This is a genomic window from Rahnella sikkimica, from assembly GCF_002951615.1.
Lineage (GTDB): Bacteria > Pseudomonadota > Gammaproteobacteria > Enterobacterales > Enterobacteriaceae > Rahnella > Rahnella sikkimica.
This window is the reverse complement of record NZ_CP019062.1, coordinates 1,001,947-1,016,386: the sequence shown is the minus strand read 5'-3', so window position 1 is coordinate 1,016,386 and position 14,440 is coordinate 1,001,947. Positions and strand designations below refer to the sequence as shown.

Sequence of the window (14,440 nt, the reverse complement as noted above, 5' to 3'; positions counted from 1 at the left end):
ACACTTTAACCGGTGAGCACTTTGACGTCATTCGGATGGCTAATCGGTATATGTACAGACTAAAAACAGTCGGTGAAAACGTAACGCGAGATATGACGCATGAGCAATATGCGGCTTATCTGCGTAAACCTGAGATTGAGGGAGTTGAGGTGAATCATGATTAAAGAAACAGGTGGCACAGCCTTCCCATTTGTCAGTAATGGCGGCATTCAGATGCATCAATATTGCGAGGGCGGAATGACATTGCGTGACTACTTCGCCGCAAATTCTATAGACATTGCCTCGCGAGAGCCTGATGGGACACCGCAAGGCTCGTATTTTGAAACGGCAGAAGGCATAGCCAGCCGAGCGTATCTCCTGGCAGACGCAATGCTGAAAGCCCGTAACAAGTGAGCCCCTTCCTGCTGTGCATTCACTGAGTGCGCATCGTGATAAGCGCCACTTATCAACCTTAATGCTGTGTAGCTATTCGGCCTCTAATTCAGAGGCCATTTTTTTAACTGGAGATTTCATGTCACAAGCCGAGATGCCTAAGTACCAATGCCATAAAAAAGTGTGGGCGTTAAAGATTGAGAAAATTGTTTTTAACAGCGATGGAACAGCAGTTGTAACGCCGAGTGAAAAAGGATTCGGTGAATTTGACCTCGAATCAGACTATGTGGCTAAGCATGTGCCTCAAGCTGGAGGTTACTACGTTCAATATGAAGGAGGTTATGAATCTTATTCTCCTGCAGATGCTTTCGAGTCTGGGTACTCATTAATCAAATGAACTAACAAAGCCGCCTAACCGCGGCTTTTTTAATGGATGCAAAAGCCAGTTCAAGAGCTGGCTTCTTCATCCAACCAAATAGGGAGATCGCCGTGAGCAAAACAACCGAATTATCCGTTATCGAGATTAAACTGGAACAGGCTCCGGCGCTCTACGTAGCAAATGGCCTTGATGGCTTTCTTGACCAAATCCGTAGCTCAGTGAATGAAGTCCCAGATTTAAGCACCGCTAAAGGTCGAGCGCGAATCGCTTCACTTTCAGCCTCGGTTTCACGCAGCAAAACGGCTATTGAAAAGCCTGGGCGCGAGCTGCTTAAGAAAATCAAAGAGCAGCCAAAAATTATAGAAGCTGAATTACGGCGCTTTATTTCTGAATGCGACACCCTGCGCGACGAAGTTCGCCGCCCGCTGACTGAGTGGGAAGAAGAGCAGGAACGCATCCGACTTGAAGAAGAATCCAAGGCTGAGGCAGAACGCTACAGCAAGATGCGTGACGATGCTGACAAGGACAACACAGCTTTCGACTTGGCAAAAGCTAAAGAGCTTGCCCTGCAAATTGAGGCAGCCCACGCAACCGCCCTGCTAGATAACTATGAGTACGACCGCGACATTGCAGAGAAAAAGGCTGAGGCAGAACGCCAGCGCATTGCTCACGAAGAAGAGTTAAAGCGTCAGGCGGTTGAGCAAGCGCAGCGTGAAGCCGACGAAAAGATTCAACGTGAGCGTGAAGCATCTGCAAAACGTGAAGCCGACTTGAAGGCTCAGGCAGAGCAAGCAGAACGTGACCGCATTGACGTGGCAGCCAAGGCTGAGGCCGACCGGTTAGCAGCGGCACAGCAAGCAGAGCGCGAGAAGCAGGAAGCTATAGCAGCTGAGCAACTCAAAGCCAAGCAGGAAGCCGACCGAATCCAGCGCGAAACCAAGCAGAAAGAAGATGCTCGTCTGGCAGAAGAGCGGCGCCTCGCTGAGGAAGCTGCTGCCCGCGCAGCAAACATCGAGCATCAGAAAACAATCAACAACCAAGTAATCGCCATTCTTACCAAAGCCGGTCTCTCGACGGACTGCGCAAAAGAATGTGTGATTGCCATCGTTAAAAATCAGAACGCTGCTGCCGCATCAGGCATGAAGCCACCTGTTCAAATCAATTACTAATTAAACCGGAGTATCCCATGCAATATTCAATTGCCGGGGCATCCTGCATGGGACGCCCTTTTGACGCTTTCAAATCCATCCAGCATCACCCTTCAAACTGCCTGACATCTGCAAGCTTCACCCCGCCACCGTACAAAAGCTGGCTCGACCGCTTGGTTGATTTTCTTCGCACTCAGGGGAATCCGTTATGAATATCACTTTTGAATGCGCCGACGTGAAGATTTCCGGCGGCACCATGGGGTGTGGAATAAAACTTGAAGTTGAAGGCGCTGAATTGCACTACACGCTACCAGACAAAGAAATGCTCGCCCTCATGGATGAGGCAAACATTCGCGAGTTCATGGAGTCTCGCGGTCATCTTGTGGTGATGAGGCAGGAGGATGCAGCATGACCTGGACTAATTATGACTACCTGCGAGACCAGCGTGAAGATGAGGATTTCGCGATAGAACATGCGGAATTGAATGGTGCGACCGAGTTTTTCACAGATGAAATGGCACAACTCGAAGCCATTGCCGATCACCGAACCATTAATCAGGTAAAGAGGATAATGGAGGCACAGCGTGGATTTAAATAAATTTGATGAACCATTCGCTGCAGAAGATATTGAGTGGCGAGTGCAGCAATGCGGCGTCACTTCAAATGGAAAGCCTTGGGCTATAGTTCTGGCCTATGTGACCAATCGGGCGATCATGAAACGCCTTGATGAAGTCTGCGGCAAAGCAGGATGGCGGAATGAATTTACTGCCGCTCCTGACTCGGGAGTGATGTGCGGTATTTCCGTGAAAGTAGATGACGAGTGGATCACCAAGTGGGACGCAGCAGAAAACACGCAGGTTGAGGCAGTTAAAGGCGGCATGTCAGGAGCTATGAAACGCGCAGCCGTGCAATGGGGTATCGGCAGATACCTGTACATGCTGGAGGAAGGATTCGCCGAAGTTAGCACTGAAAAGCGCAATGGGTGGAATCGTGCAAAGACTAAGGAAGGGAAACAGATTTTCTGGATGCCACCAAAACTCCCCTCTTGGGCACTACCATCTGTAGCGGAAACAGCGCAGCCACAACAAACGCTGGAAAGAAGCCCAGATGAAATCCTCACTGACTTTACAAGTCAAGCCTCAGATTGCCAGAACGTTGAAGAACTTAAAGGGATTTACACCCCCGCATGGAATGCATTAGCAACATCACCCGAACATCAAACTAAGTGCGTTGAAGTATTCAAAACGCGCGGAACCGAACTAAAGAAGGCGGCATAAATGGCGAATAGCGGAGTAAACAAAGTGATTTTGGTCGGGCGATTGGGGGATGACCCAATCGTCAGATACATGCCTAATGGTGGAGCCGTAGCAAACATGACGCTGGCGACCTCCGAAAGTTGGCGTGACAAAGCCACCAGCGAGCAGAAAGAGAAAACAGAATGGCACCGCGTAATTCTGTTTGGAAAGCTTGCGGAGATAGCCGGTGAATACCTAAAGAAAGGGTCTCAGGTCTACATTGAAGGGAAACTAAACACACGGAAGTGGACAGATCAGGCAGGCGTCGAGAAATACACCACAGAGATTCACGTCAATGTCGGCGGCACGATGCAGATGCTCGGAGGCAAAGCAGAGGGCAGTAGACCCGCACAGAGCGGAACTCAGCAATCACGTCCAGCGCAGCAAAGCCAACCAGCAGCTCAGAGCAACGAGCCACCAATGGATTTCGACGACGACATTCCGTTCTAAACCTCCCGTTCACTTAAATCACATAGCCGATCTCTGCTAGGGGTTCGGCTATAAAAAATTCACAGGAAACCATATGAACATCTTTCTCGACATAGAAACAATCCCATCCCAAGACGAAGCTTTTAAGCAGAAAATTGCCGATTCCATCACCGCGCCCGGCCAATTCAAAAAGCCTGAAAGCATAAAAGAGTGGCTCGATGCTAACCGCGAATCAGCAGCAGAAGAAGAGTGGCGGAAAACCAGCTTCGATGGTGGTCGTGGTCAAATTTGCGTTATCTCAGTAGCTGCTGGAGATTCGCCGGTGGAAACCTTCTATAGCGAAGACTGGGCAAACTCTGAGCCACAAATTATCGCAGGCTTGTTCGACTTCCTGAATCGCAATTACGACCCGTCACGGAATATTCCGCCAACCTTCATCGGGCATAACGTCGTGGCTTTCGATTTACGCTTCATATTCCAAAGAGCCGCCGTTCTTGGTATTGCACCACCCCGCTTCATACCATTCAGCGCGCGACCTTGGGATAAGTCAGTTTTCGACACGATGATCCAATGGGCTGGACATAACGGCCGCGTCAGCCTGGATAAGCTTTGCGAGGTGCTGAACCTTCCAAGAAAAGGCAGCGAGATAGGTGAAGAGATTGACGGCAGCATGGTTTGGGACTTCGTTCGTGACGGGAAAATTGCTCAGGTAGCCAAGTACTGCGAAGGCGACGTTGATCGTGTGCGTGAAATCTTCAAGCGCCTGACATTCTCCAGCGCAGCCTAACCATCATTCAGCCATGGACGGCAGCATAACCCTCTTTCAAGGAACACATTATGAGTGAAGTAATTCGCTATAACTGCGAAACACTATTTGATGGCGGCGTCATGAATCAGGCGGGTGACGGTGACTATGTTGAATACGCCGATTACCTCTCCCAGCTTCAGCAAACAGACGCCCTGCAAACCTCTCTGAACAACATCATCAACGCTTTCGGCATCAAAGGTGAAGGCGCACACAGCAAGCTGGTCATTGAGTATGTGCATAGGCTGGTGGCTGAGAACGTGGCCATGAGGGGTGCCATTAAGTTTGCCGAACCATGGCTTCCATCGTGCGATGGTGAGTTGCTGCATATCATTTCACAGGCAAAAATAACGCCAGCCACCGACGGCGCTATCGCTGAGATTGGCGCAAAAGCTGTTGAGGATGAGTTTAGCCGAACCCCTGATGCCGAAATCAAGTGGGATGGCACTAATCTGACAGTGCAGAACGTTCGCGACGGATTCAGCTTTGGAGTAACTCCGGTATTTGTCGCCGCCAATCTGCGCGCTGGGAGGAAGGGATGAAAAAGTTATTTAAAGTTAGGAGTGAGTTTGACGTGGTAATTAATTCATTTGAAACATTCGAAGAGGCGAATGACTGGATTATGCAGCAGGGTCAGGGCATCCAAAGAGAGTGCTGGATTGATGATAGCGATGCTAAATCAGAGGAGCAACCTCATGACTGATACAACCAAACAAGAGTTAAAAGCATTTTCCGTTCAGGCTGACGAGTACGGCTGCATTGTTTTCGCTAAGTCTGGAATTGTTGCTCGCCGCCAAGGTGCAAATGAGCTGGATACAGAATTCAGCATGATCGAATCGTGCCGCCGCGTTCCAGCGCTTGATAAATATGCAGGCGTAAAAGGTGGCGTGCCATGGAAGGTTTTGGTCGAAGAGCATGATTGGTCTCAAGAATGCCCATATTGCTGCCGGCGCGTATCGAATGATGAACCGGATAGAGTCTGGAACGATACTGCCTCTCAAGTGTATTGCGACGTTGAATGCCAAGCTCGACAGGAAGATGTAGAGCGCACTTGGACTGCTGAGGCTCTTGCCAAATCGAGCAACCAGCGCAACAAGGAGGTTGTATGACTGACACAACAGATATCAAGGCGCTGCGTGACGCGGCCGCGCTTATCGCTCACGGCTATAAACAACGCTGGGGTTGCGAAACAAACGAAGATACTGGCTTTGTTGGCGTTGGAACGTTCGACCATGAGGGCGATCTTTGCCCTTTCATTGAAGTGTCAGTTTCTAATTGGTCCGATGAAGATGGAGATGATGAGCATCTGGCTGAGTTCCTTACTTTGGCAAATCCAGTAGCTATTCTCGCCCTACTCGACCAGCTCGAAGCAGAACGCCAGCGGGCTGATGATGCGGTGGCTGAGCGCAATACATCGCTAAAACAGGGGTCAGCAGCACGTAACGAATTCGACAAAATCACGGCAGAACTCGCAGCGCTAAAAGGCGATCAGGTGCCGGTGGCAGTAATGGATATCCAGCACGGCAGAGCAGACGGTAACCTTTTCGCCGTCACACTAACGAAAGCTGGCCACGCGCTAAAGGATGATGTTTACGAGCTATTCACCGCCCCGCAAAAGCCGGTCGTGTTGCCGAGGTCGCACTATGTATGCGGCTGTGCCTACAGGTTTATGTCTGCACCTGAGGTTATCGCTGCAATCGAGGCCGCTGGCGGCATCGTGAAGGATGGTGAGTGATGAGCGACAGCGAAATGATTGCCGAGGCTTTCTTGGATAAGAATTTCACAGGATGGGTGGAGCGATATTTCGGATTTTCTATGGCAGAGATTCCGATGAACAACGCTGTGTTGCAGGCCGTTGCTGTGGCGTGGATTGAATCCAGAAACATCAAAGCAAAGGATGGTGAGTGATATGGCTGACTTAGAGAAAGGATGGGGATTCCCATATCTGGCGAAGAAAGCTCATTATTTTGACTCTGAAAGCATGACCAGCCTGTGCGGTAAATGGATGTTCACCGGCGCACGGGTTGACGAGTTTCACCAGCATGACGAGAACTGCGTCGCCTGCATGAGAAGGCGAGAGAAACTGGAAGCCACGCCGAAAACAATAGCCGCTTAACGCGGTTTTTTTACGCCTGCAACATGAGGTATCCACATGCCAATCACAAACGGCTCATTGGTAACAATGAAGTCAGGTAAAGCCGTGGGCACAGTTATTGATATCGTCCACATTGATGACCTTTTAACTGAAGCAATCATATTGTGGGATGGCGAATCCTTCCCACGCACGACTGATATCAGACAGCTTCGGGAAGCGACGACAGACAGCCCAATGCTACACAAATCCATGAATTAACCAGCCGCCTAGAGCGGTTTTTTTACGACAAAAATTCAGAGGTATCCCTATGCGAATTTTAATCAATGCGCCTGACACGGAATGCGCTCGCGTTGCCATGTCGTTTGCTCAGGACTTCATAGCAAAGAGAAAGGATGAGGATGGAGATGTCTGGGGATACCAAACACCTGGATTCTCTGGTCACGTGAAATTAACGAAGGCTGGCAGTTTCTCAGCATCTTGCCACCGCGAACCAATCAATATTTCAGAGGCCGCATAAATGTTTGAAGACGACATGAGAATCAACACCCGCCCTGACTATGTTGACGATGGATGCGACTGGACTGCCCGGCACATATTCAACATGAACGCACGGGCAAGAGTCCGGCGCGGTGTTTCATCTGTGATGCCTGAGTGCAAGCAGGTGGTGGCAAAGGCTAAGCCGGTGAAGAAGGCCAAGAGCAAGAACAAATCACGCGTGTTTGAATTTGGAGATGCAGCATGAAATACGAAATTATCAAAGGCAGTGAGAAGGATTTTGATCTGGCTCCGGAGTGGGCGACTTTCAAAGAACGAAATACAAGTGGCGACCTATTTTTCTCTGAGGGACATTCTGTGGGTTGTCGAGTTCAAGGGATAACTACCAAACATGATTTCACCTTTGATGACGGTAATAATGATTTCACCCATCTAACTCTTATTGCAGAGAGACGACCTATCACCGAGCAGGCTTGGGATGGCAAAGGCTTGCCGCCGGCTGGATGCATTTGTGAATACCGTGGAAATGACACCTCTTGGGGCGAAGTGAAAATTATCGGGCACGATGAAGGGAAGGTGGTTTTCAAACCTAGTGGTGAAGATTACTACGGCATCACGCCAAGCCATAAGGCTGAGTTCATTCCTATCCGCTCTTCTCAAGATGTGGCAAGGGATAAGGCTGTAGCGAAGATGGTTTCAATTTTGAACGAAGGCACCTCTACACAAGATGATGCTCGTGATATCTACGACGCCATCGCGTCAGGGAAAATACCAGGTGTAAAACTGGGGTAGCCCATGACGCCAGAAGAGGCCGACAACGCAGTCAGAAGCATCGCAAAGAAACTCCTCACCGAACTCCGCAGTAAAGACAACCACCACACTCTCCGTCAGTTGCTCGATAAATACGCCAACCAAGCTAAGCCACTATGCCCATCAGGTCATGAGGTGTGGCTGTGGCTTTGCGTTTGGGTTCATCGGGTGGCTGAGGGTAAATAGCAGAGGTAAGCATGGACAATGTTATTCACATGAACCCGAGCAAATGGGTCTCGGAAGATTTGCTGATGTCTCTAACCGGCATGACTAAGCACATGATCCAACACGCAAGACGAAGTTCGTGGATGGAAGGCCGAGAGTACCGACACGTTGCTCCCGACCTGAACCCAAAGCAAAACAGCCCAATAATGTATAACCGTCAGGAAATCGACAACTGGGTTGAAAGACAACGCCCAGCGATCCGCAGGAAGATTTCTGCTTAAATACTCCCTCCTATCAACAATGAGGAAATGAGAATGGCTGATTATCCCACTGGGGTAGAAAACCACTGCGGATTGCTTCGTGTGTGGTTTCTCTATCAGGGGCAAAGGGTCAGGGAGACCCTCGGCGTTCCTGATACGGCAAAGAACCGGCGCATGGCTGGCGAATTAAGGGAATCCGTTCGCTATGCCATAAAAACAGGAACGTTCAACTATGCATCACAGTTCCCAGGGTCATCCCAGTTGCATAAGTTTGGGGTGGCTCAGGTAAATGTGACTGTTTCGCAGCTTGCTGATAAATGGCTCGCTCTGAAAGAGATGGAAATAACCAGAAATGGCATTACCAGATACAGGTCTTACATTAAAATCTGTTCGGGAATTATAGGAGAGGAAAGGCTCGTTTCATCTATTACCAATGAAATGATCCTTGGGCTGCGGAAGGAGTTATTGACTGGTTTTCAGATAGCCGGAATCCATCAGAAGTCGCGCCAACTGAAGAAGGGACGTTCGGTAAGGACAGTGAACGTGTACCTTTCATGCTTCGCCGGGATGATGGAGTTTGCAGTAGCCAATGGGTACATCGACAGATCGCCTTTCTCTAACATAACGCCGTTGAAGAAAAGCAAATCCGACCCTGACCCATTAACCAGAGAAGAGTACACACGACTGATGGAGGTAGCTCCCTCTCTTCAGGTGAAGAACATATGGAGATTGGCTATTAGCACTGGAATGCGGCATGGAGAATTATGCGCTCTGGCTTGGGAGGATATCGACCTGAAAGAATGGACGATCACAATCAGACGGAACATGGCTGTGATAAACCATTTCACGCCTCCGAAAACCGAAAGCGGGAATCGCACCATTAAACTCACGAATTCGGCTATCGAGGCATTGAAGGAGCAAATGGCCTTAACAAGGATGGGAAAGGCAATAAGTGTTGATGTTCACCTTCGCGAATTTGGCAGAATTCGAAAAGATGACTGCACATTTGTTTTCTCACCTCGTCTTTCATCCCGCAACGGTAAAGGTGGGGACTGGTACTCTCCAGGAGTCTTTAGCGGTACTTGGAACTTCGCTTTAAAAAAGGCTGGCATTCGCCACCGAAAGGCATACGAAACGCGGCACACATTTGCCTGCTGGGCATTAAGTGCCGGAGCTAATCCAAACTTCGTAGCCAATCAGATGGGGCACACATCTTCACAGATGGTGTATAGCGTTTACGGTAAATGGATGAGTGAAAACGACGGCAACCAAATGGACATTTTAAACTCAGGATTTACGGCTAGTGTCCCGTATATGCCCCGAGCCATATCTCAGTGATGAAAATCTTCATTCACTTCAAGTAGTTATCTCGCCCAGCTTGGCTTATTCATGATGTGATCCTGCCAGTCTTCCACGTCGTCTTCGCGAACCGCGATATATCGAACGGAGATTTGTGCGGTATGCATCGCCGATTTGGACGCTTTATTCAGCAGCGGATGCCACGGCAGCAACGGACGGCCTTCACCAATCAGGCGATACGCGCACGTCGGCGGCAGCCAGTCAAAGGTGGTCAGATTTTCGCGTGTCAGCTTGATGCAATCTTCTTCAAGCGTGAAACGACGCTCGTAATTACGGCACTGACAGGATTTGATATTGAGCTGGTTACAGGCAACGTTGGTGAAGTAAATTTCTTCGGTATCTTCATCAATCAGCTTGTGTAAGCAGCATTGTCCGCAACCGTCGCACAATGCTTCCCATTCTTCGTCAGTCATTTCAGACAACGTTTTTTGCTGCCAAAAAGCGGGTTCAGTCATAATGTGCATCCGGTATAAATAAAATGAGGGTGCTTATATAGACGCTTTAGCCTGCAGATGCAAGTAAAGCCGCCGGAAAGCTGCTCCGGCGGAGAGAGGATTTATTTCAGATCACGCGCGTTGAAACAGACTTGCCATTAAGTGTAGCCACAATTTCATCGCCTGCTTTCAGCGGCCCGACGCCTTGCGGTGTGCCGGTCAGAATGATATCGCCCGCGCGCAGGGTAAAATAACGGCTCATATAGGCAATCAGCGGCAACAGCGGCGTCAGCATGTTATGGGTATTGCCTTCCTGCCGCGTTTCACCGTTCACCAAAAGACGCAAATCAGCCTGCTGCGCATCACCAAATTCACTGACCGGAATAAATCCACTGATCGGGCAGGAGCCGTCGAAGCCTTTGGCTTTTTCCCACGGCTGCCCTGCCGCTTTAAATTTCGTCTGCAAATCACGCAGCGTTAAATCCAGCGCGATTGCATAACCGGCAATGGCATTGGCAACGCGATCTTCCGTAGCCTGTTTGAGCGGCGTGCCGATTAGCACCGCCAGCTCAATTTCGTGATGTACCGCACCCAGATCTTTCGGAATAGCGAGTGGCTGGCGAATATCACACAACGCCGTTTCCGGTTTGATAAACACCACCGGCTCGGCGGACACCTGACTGCCCATTTCTTTGATGTGATCAGCGTAGTTATTGCCCACACACACCACTTTGTTCACCGGGAAATCCAGTAACGCACCGTGCCAGTCTCTGTGTTGATACATACAGCCACTCCTTTTTAGGAAAAATCAGCCGCTGAACGGATTACGCGGAGCTGGCGCTAACGGTGCAGAAGGCGCAGCGTCACCTGATACCACCGGTATCTGAGCCCCCATAATGCCGTCAGCCATCATGCCGATACTCAGTGCGAAATAGGTTGAACGGTTCCAGTGCATAATAGTGCGGAAGTTATCGTAAACCAGGAATGCGCGCCCTTGTGTGTCATCCGGTGTGATGATCCAAGCACGGGTCGCCGTTGAGGCCAGCGGGCCGCCATCCACCTGTGTGACGCCCATTTGCTGCCAGTAGCTGGCTGGATGCATCTGGTTGTTTTTCAGGCCAGCCAGACTGCCGTCAAAGCCTGCTGGCAATTTCACTTCCTGCCCCCAGCCCTGATCGCGTTTCCAGCCTTCTTTCGACAGATAATTGGCCGTGGAGGCAAAAACGTCATCGGTATTTTTCCAGATGTCGATTTTGCCGTCGCCGTTGCCGTCAGCGCCGTAGTTCAGATAAGAACTCGGCATAAACTGCGACTGCCCCATCGCACCGGCCCAGGAACCTTTCATCATGTCCGCGGTCGCATGGCCTGAATCAACAATTTTGAGCGCGGCCATAAATTCTTTGGTGAAGAACGCTTCACGTCGTCCTTCGAAGGCCAATGTTGCCAGCGCGGAGAAGACATCTTCCTTGCCCTGGATTTTGCCAAAACTGCTTTCCATCGCCCACAGCGCCACGATGTATTGCGGCTGAACGCCGTAACGGTCGCTGGCCCGCTGGAGCGCAGGCAAGTTATTCTGGTATTGGGTCTGGCCCTGTTTGATTTTCCATTCCGGCAACACGCGGGTCAGATAATCATCCAGTGTGATTTTCTTTTCCAGCTGGTTGCGATCGGAGTTGATCACACGGTCAACAAAATGGAGATTCGCGAAGGTGCTGTCGATGGTCTGCTGGCTGATGCCCTGCGCCAGAGCCTGCGCTTTCAGTTTTTCAACATAAGCGGGAAACTCTGCGGGGTCTCTTCCCTGTTCGGCCAGCGACGTTTTGCCGGACGTAGCAGCCGGCGCGGCGGCCGAAGGTTGTGTCGTTGCCGCAGCCTGCGGCGTGGTTTGTCCTGAGGTTGCCTTCTGCGCTGCACACCCGCTGAGGATAATCAGCGGAGTTAACACGGCCAGTGCCGACAATTTCATCAAATTCTTCCTTATCACATCTGTAAATGAATCATCGTTGTAAGCTTTGAGTACTCGAGCGATGATTGCAAGTCATGACGTCCGAAAGTGCGTGAAATGCCGAAACAAATGTCAGGAATGCTTTAATTACCGGCGTCGGTCAGGTGAATATTCAATAAACTTTCGACCGGCGGTGGAACCTGCAGATAATAACCCTGATCTTCGAGAGCCTGACGCACTTTTGAAATATCAGCCGAGGCTAATTTTTCCCGCCCAGCCAGATTGAGCATCATTGAGAACTGAGGCACACCAAAACCTTTGAGTAATTCTTCAGGCACACGAGAGAAATCGTCTTTTTTTTCGACATACAGATAAGTCTGGTCGCGTTTAGTACTTCTATAGATCACACAAAGCATTTTTTTAACTCTATTTTATTGAAACGGTGGCTTGCCTAGATATAACTGTAACTATACCATGCTTAACGTACATCGGAATATCGCCCCCGAGTGGTATTCCGGGGATTTAGAGTTGCTGAGACTGAGTCAGGATAGATGTCACAATCGCCAATAGAACTAAAAGGCAGCAGTTTTACCTTATCGGTTGTTCATTTACACAGTTCACAACCGGAGGTTATTTATCAGGCATTACAGGAAAAAGTGGAGCAAGCTCCGGCCTTTTTGAAAAATGCCCCTGTTGTTATCAACGTTGCCTCGCTGAGCGGTGAAGCAAACTGGAAAGACATTCAACAGGCTGTCGCTTCTGCAGGTTTTCGCGTTGTGGGCATCAGTGGTTGTAAAGACGAAGGGCAGAAACGCGCACTTTCCCGCACCGGTTTGCCGCTGCTGAGTGAAGGCCGCGCACAGCGTATCGCCGCAGAACCACCGGTTCCTGTCGTGCCCGACAATGCGCCGGCGAAAACCCGCATTGTCAGTACTCCGGTCCGATCCGGCCAACAAATTTACGCCCGTAACAGCGATCTTATCGTGACCAGTAGTGTCAGTGCAGGTGCGGAACTGATTGCCGATGGCAATATCCACATCTACGGTATGATGCGTGGAAGAGCGCTGGCTGGTGCAGCAGGTGATGCAAATTGTCAGATTTTTTGCACCCATTTAGGCGCTGAACTAGTCTCTATCGCAGGGCAATACTGGTTGAGTGATCAAATCCCGGCCGATTACCTCGGTCAGGCCGCGCGCCTCAGCCTGATAAATAATGTGTTAACCATACAACCTTTAAATTAAGCCCTTTCGACAAGGAATCCATTCATGGCACGCATCATAGTTGTTACATCGGGTAAAGGGGGCGTTGGCAAGACCACTTCAAGCGCGGCCATTGCTACCGGTTTAGCTCAAAAAGGTAAAAAGACCGTTGTTATCGATTTCGATATCGGTCTGCGTAATCTCGATCTGATTATGGGCTGTGAGCGCCGCGTGGTTTATGATTTCGTCAACGTGATCCAGGGTGATGCCACGCTGAATCAGGCGCTTATCAAAGATAAACGCACTGAAAACCTGTTTATTCTTCCGGCTTCGCAAACCCGTGATAAAGATGCACTGACCCGCGAAGGCGTAGAAAAGATCCTCAACGATCTGGCCGAAATGGAATTTGACTTCGTGGTCTGCGATTCCCCGGCAGGTATCGAAACCGGTGCGCTGATGGCGCTGTATTTTGCCGACGAAGCGGTGATTACCACCAACCCGGAAGTCTCTTCCGTTCGTGACTCCGACCGCATTTTGGGCATTTTGTCTTCAAAATCCCGTCGTGCGGAAAAAGGCCTCGAGCCAATCAAAGAACATTTGCTTCTCACCCGTTACAATCCGGGCCGTGTCAGCCGTGGCGACATGCTGAGCATGGAAGATGTGCTGGAAATCCTGCGTATTCCTCTGATCGGTGTTATTCCTGAAGATCAGTCCGTGCTGCGTGCGTCCAACCAGGGCGAACCGGTGATTCTGGATCAGGAATCTGATGCAGGGAAAGCGTACGACGATACCGTCAGCCGTCTGCTTGGTGAAGAACGTGCGTTCCGTTTTATTGAGGAAGAGAAGAAGAGTTTCCTGAAACGCCTTTTTGGGGGATAAACCATGGCATTGTTAGATTTCTTTCTGTCCCGCAAAAAATCGACAGCCAATATAGCCAAGGAACGGCTACAGATCATCGTAGCCGAACGGCGTCGAGGGGATAGTGAACCGTCGTATCTGCCTGATTTGAAACGTGATATTTTGGCGGTCATCTGTAAGTACATTAAGATTGACCCCGAAATGTTGCAGGTTCAGTTCGAGCAAAAAGGTGATGATATTTCCGTACTGGAACTGAACGTCACCCTGCCAGAGTCAGAATCGGAAGAAGCACCTAAATGACAGCAGTCTGTTTGCAGGTGTTTTTATCAGCATAGCGCCCTCTGTTTTCTCAGAGGGCTACTGAATTATTGCCCTGTTTCCTGCCTGCCAGCC

The 14,440-nt window shown here is 50.0% G+C and carries 26 protein-coding genes; 22 read left to right on the top strand and 4 right to left on the bottom strand.

Features of this window, described 5'->3' with window-relative positions; all coding sequences use genetic code 11:
- Positions 1–156 precede the first annotated feature (156 nt).
- The 19 genes from BV494_RS04600 to BV494_RS04510 all read left to right on the top strand — a co-directional run bounded on the left by BV494_RS04600 (position 157) and on the right by BV494_RS04510 (position 9,590).
- Positions 157–393, top strand: coding sequence for a hypothetical protein (locus BV494_RS04600; protein ID WP_226790024.1), 237 nt, complete (start codon positions 157–159; stop codon positions 391–393).
- 118 nt (positions 394–511) lie between these two features.
- Positions 512–769 carry a hypothetical protein gene (locus BV494_RS04595; protein WP_104921783.1) on the top strand — a complete coding sequence of 86 codons (258 nt, stop codon included), beginning with the start codon at positions 512–514 and terminating at the stop codon, positions 767–769.
- A gap of 92 nt (positions 770–861) precedes the next feature.
- Entirely contained in the window at positions 862–1,920 is a 1,059-nt protein-coding gene (locus tag BV494_RS04590) for a coiled-coil domain-containing protein (protein WP_104924696.1), read from the top strand.
- A 187-nt stretch (positions 1,921–2,107) separates the two neighbouring features.
- Complete coding sequence (locus BV494_RS04585; protein WP_104921782.1) at positions 2,108–2,311, top strand: hypothetical protein; 204 nt, start codon at positions 2,108–2,110, stop codon at positions 2,309–2,311.
- The gene (locus BV494_RS04580) at positions 2,308–2,496 is read left to right on the top strand and encodes a hypothetical protein (protein ID WP_101076798.1); all 189 of its coding nucleotides are present in this window, start codon (positions 2,308–2,310) and stop codon (positions 2,494–2,496) included. Before BV494_RS04585 ends, BV494_RS04580 begins: the two co-directional genes overlap by 4 nt.
- Positions 2,483–3,175 (top strand): Rad52/Rad22 family DNA repair protein, encoded by a 693-nt coding sequence (locus tag BV494_RS04575; protein ID WP_104921781.1) that lies wholly within the window; start codon positions 2,483–2,485, stop codon positions 3,173–3,175. The genes BV494_RS04580 and BV494_RS04575 overlap by 14 nt, the downstream gene beginning before the upstream one ends.
- Positions 3,176–3,643 (top strand): single-stranded DNA-binding protein, encoded by a 468-nt coding sequence (locus tag BV494_RS04570; RefSeq protein WP_104921780.1) that lies wholly within the window; start codon positions 3,176–3,178, stop codon positions 3,641–3,643.
- Positions 3,644–3,716: 73 nt separating this feature from the next.
- On the top strand, positions 3,717–4,409 hold the full coding sequence (locus BV494_RS04565) for a 3'-5' exonuclease family protein (RefSeq protein WP_104921779.1): 693 nt from the start codon (positions 3,717–3,719) through the stop codon (positions 4,407–4,409).
- Positions 4,410–4,459: 50 nt separating this feature from the next.
- A complete protein-coding gene (locus tag BV494_RS04560; protein WP_104921778.1) occupies positions 4,460–4,969 on the top strand; it encodes a hypothetical protein in 510 nt (169 codons plus the stop codon).
- Positions 4,966–5,130 (top strand): hypothetical protein, encoded by a 165-nt coding sequence (locus BV494_RS25710; RefSeq protein ID WP_192938068.1) that lies wholly within the window; start codon positions 4,966–4,968, stop codon positions 5,128–5,130. The genes BV494_RS04560 and BV494_RS25710 overlap by 4 nt, the downstream gene beginning before the upstream one ends.
- Complete coding sequence (locus tag BV494_RS04555) at positions 5,123–5,536, top strand: hypothetical protein (protein ID WP_192938067.1); 414 nt, start codon at positions 5,123–5,125, stop codon at positions 5,534–5,536. The genes BV494_RS25710 and BV494_RS04555 overlap by 8 nt, the downstream gene beginning before the upstream one ends.
- The gene (locus BV494_RS04550) at positions 5,533–6,162 is read left to right on the top strand and encodes an ead/Ea22-like family protein (RefSeq protein ID WP_104921777.1); all 630 of its coding nucleotides are present in this window, start codon (positions 5,533–5,535) and stop codon (positions 6,160–6,162) included. The genes BV494_RS04555 and BV494_RS04550 overlap by 4 nt, the downstream gene beginning before the upstream one ends.
- The gene (locus tag BV494_RS25705; RefSeq protein WP_192938066.1) at positions 6,162–6,335 is read left to right on the top strand and encodes a hypothetical protein; all 174 of its coding nucleotides are present in this window, start codon (positions 6,162–6,164) and stop codon (positions 6,333–6,335) included. The genes BV494_RS04550 and BV494_RS25705 overlap by 1 nt, the downstream gene beginning before the upstream one ends.
- Before the next feature lies 1 nt (position 6,336).
- A complete protein-coding gene (locus BV494_RS04545; protein ID WP_104921776.1) occupies positions 6,337–6,543 on the top strand; it encodes a hypothetical protein in 207 nt (68 codons plus the stop codon).
- Positions 6,544–6,579: 36 nt separating this feature from the next.
- The gene (locus BV494_RS04540; protein WP_104921775.1) at positions 6,580–6,780 is read left to right on the top strand and encodes a hypothetical protein; all 201 of its coding nucleotides are present in this window, start codon (positions 6,580–6,582) and stop codon (positions 6,778–6,780) included.
- 259 nt (positions 6,781–7,039) lie between these two features.
- On the top strand, positions 7,040–7,264 hold the full coding sequence (locus tag BV494_RS04530) for a hypothetical protein (protein WP_104921773.1): 225 nt from the start codon (positions 7,040–7,042) through the stop codon (positions 7,262–7,264).
- Complete coding sequence (locus tag BV494_RS04525) at positions 7,261–7,809, top strand: hypothetical protein (RefSeq protein WP_104921772.1); 549 nt, start codon at positions 7,261–7,263, stop codon at positions 7,807–7,809. Before BV494_RS04530 ends, BV494_RS04525 begins: the two co-directional genes overlap by 4 nt.
- Before the next feature lie 215 nt (positions 7,810–8,024).
- Positions 8,025–8,273 (top strand): excisionase family protein, encoded by a 249-nt coding sequence (locus tag BV494_RS04515; protein ID WP_104921770.1) that lies wholly within the window; start codon positions 8,025–8,027, stop codon positions 8,271–8,273.
- Between the two features lie 33 nt (positions 8,274–8,306).
- Positions 8,307–9,590 (top strand): site-specific integrase, encoded by a 1,284-nt coding sequence (locus BV494_RS04510; RefSeq protein ID WP_104921769.1) that lies wholly within the window; start codon positions 8,307–8,309, stop codon positions 9,588–9,590.
- A 26-nt stretch (positions 9,591–9,616) separates the two neighbouring features.
- Here BV494_RS04510 and BV494_RS04505 read toward each other — a convergent pair whose 3' ends face one another.
- The 4 genes from BV494_RS04505 to BV494_RS04490 all read right to left on the bottom strand — a co-directional run bounded on the left by BV494_RS04505 (position 9,617) and on the right by BV494_RS04490 (position 12,406).
- Positions 9,617–10,066, bottom strand: a complete 450-nt coding sequence (locus BV494_RS04505; RefSeq protein ID WP_101080018.1) for a YcgN family cysteine cluster protein — start codon at positions 10,064–10,066, stop codon at positions 9,617–9,619.
- A 106-nt stretch (positions 10,067–10,172) separates the two neighbouring features.
- Positions 10,173–10,829 (bottom strand): fumarylacetoacetate hydrolase family protein, encoded by a 657-nt coding sequence (locus BV494_RS04500; RefSeq protein ID WP_104921768.1) that lies wholly within the window; start codon positions 10,827–10,829, stop codon positions 10,173–10,175.
- A 24-nt stretch (positions 10,830–10,853) separates the two neighbouring features.
- Positions 10,854–12,011: a lytic murein transglycosylase gene (locus tag BV494_RS04495; RefSeq protein ID WP_104921767.1), complete on the bottom strand. Its 1,158-nt coding sequence runs from the start codon at positions 12,009–12,011 to the stop codon at positions 10,854–10,856.
- Between the two features lie 122 nt (positions 12,012–12,133).
- Positions 12,134–12,406, bottom strand: coding sequence for a YcgL domain-containing protein (locus tag BV494_RS04490; RefSeq protein WP_104921766.1), 273 nt, complete (start codon positions 12,404–12,406; stop codon positions 12,134–12,136).
- 135 nt (positions 12,407–12,541) lie between these two features.
- Here BV494_RS04490 and minC point away from each other — a divergent pair, with 135 nt between their 5' ends.
- From minC to minE, 3 genes are read left to right on the top strand one after another with little or no spacing between them, the layout of a single operon-like run.
- Positions 12,542–13,231, top strand: a complete 690-nt coding sequence (gene minC / locus BV494_RS04485) for a septum site-determining protein MinC (RefSeq protein ID WP_104921765.1) — start codon at positions 12,542–12,544, stop codon at positions 13,229–13,231.
- A 24-nt stretch (positions 13,232–13,255) separates the two neighbouring features.
- Positions 13,256–14,068 carry a septum site-determining protein MinD gene (gene minD / locus BV494_RS04480; RefSeq protein ID WP_104921764.1) on the top strand — a complete coding sequence of 271 codons (813 nt, stop codon included), beginning with the start codon at positions 13,256–13,258 and terminating at the stop codon, positions 14,066–14,068.
- Positions 14,069–14,071: 3 nt separating this feature from the next.
- Positions 14,072–14,347: a cell division topological specificity factor MinE gene (gene minE / locus BV494_RS04475; RefSeq protein ID WP_104921763.1), complete on the top strand. Its 276-nt coding sequence runs from the start codon at positions 14,072–14,074 to the stop codon at positions 14,345–14,347.
- The last annotated feature ends 93 nt before the right edge of the window (positions 14,348–14,440 follow it).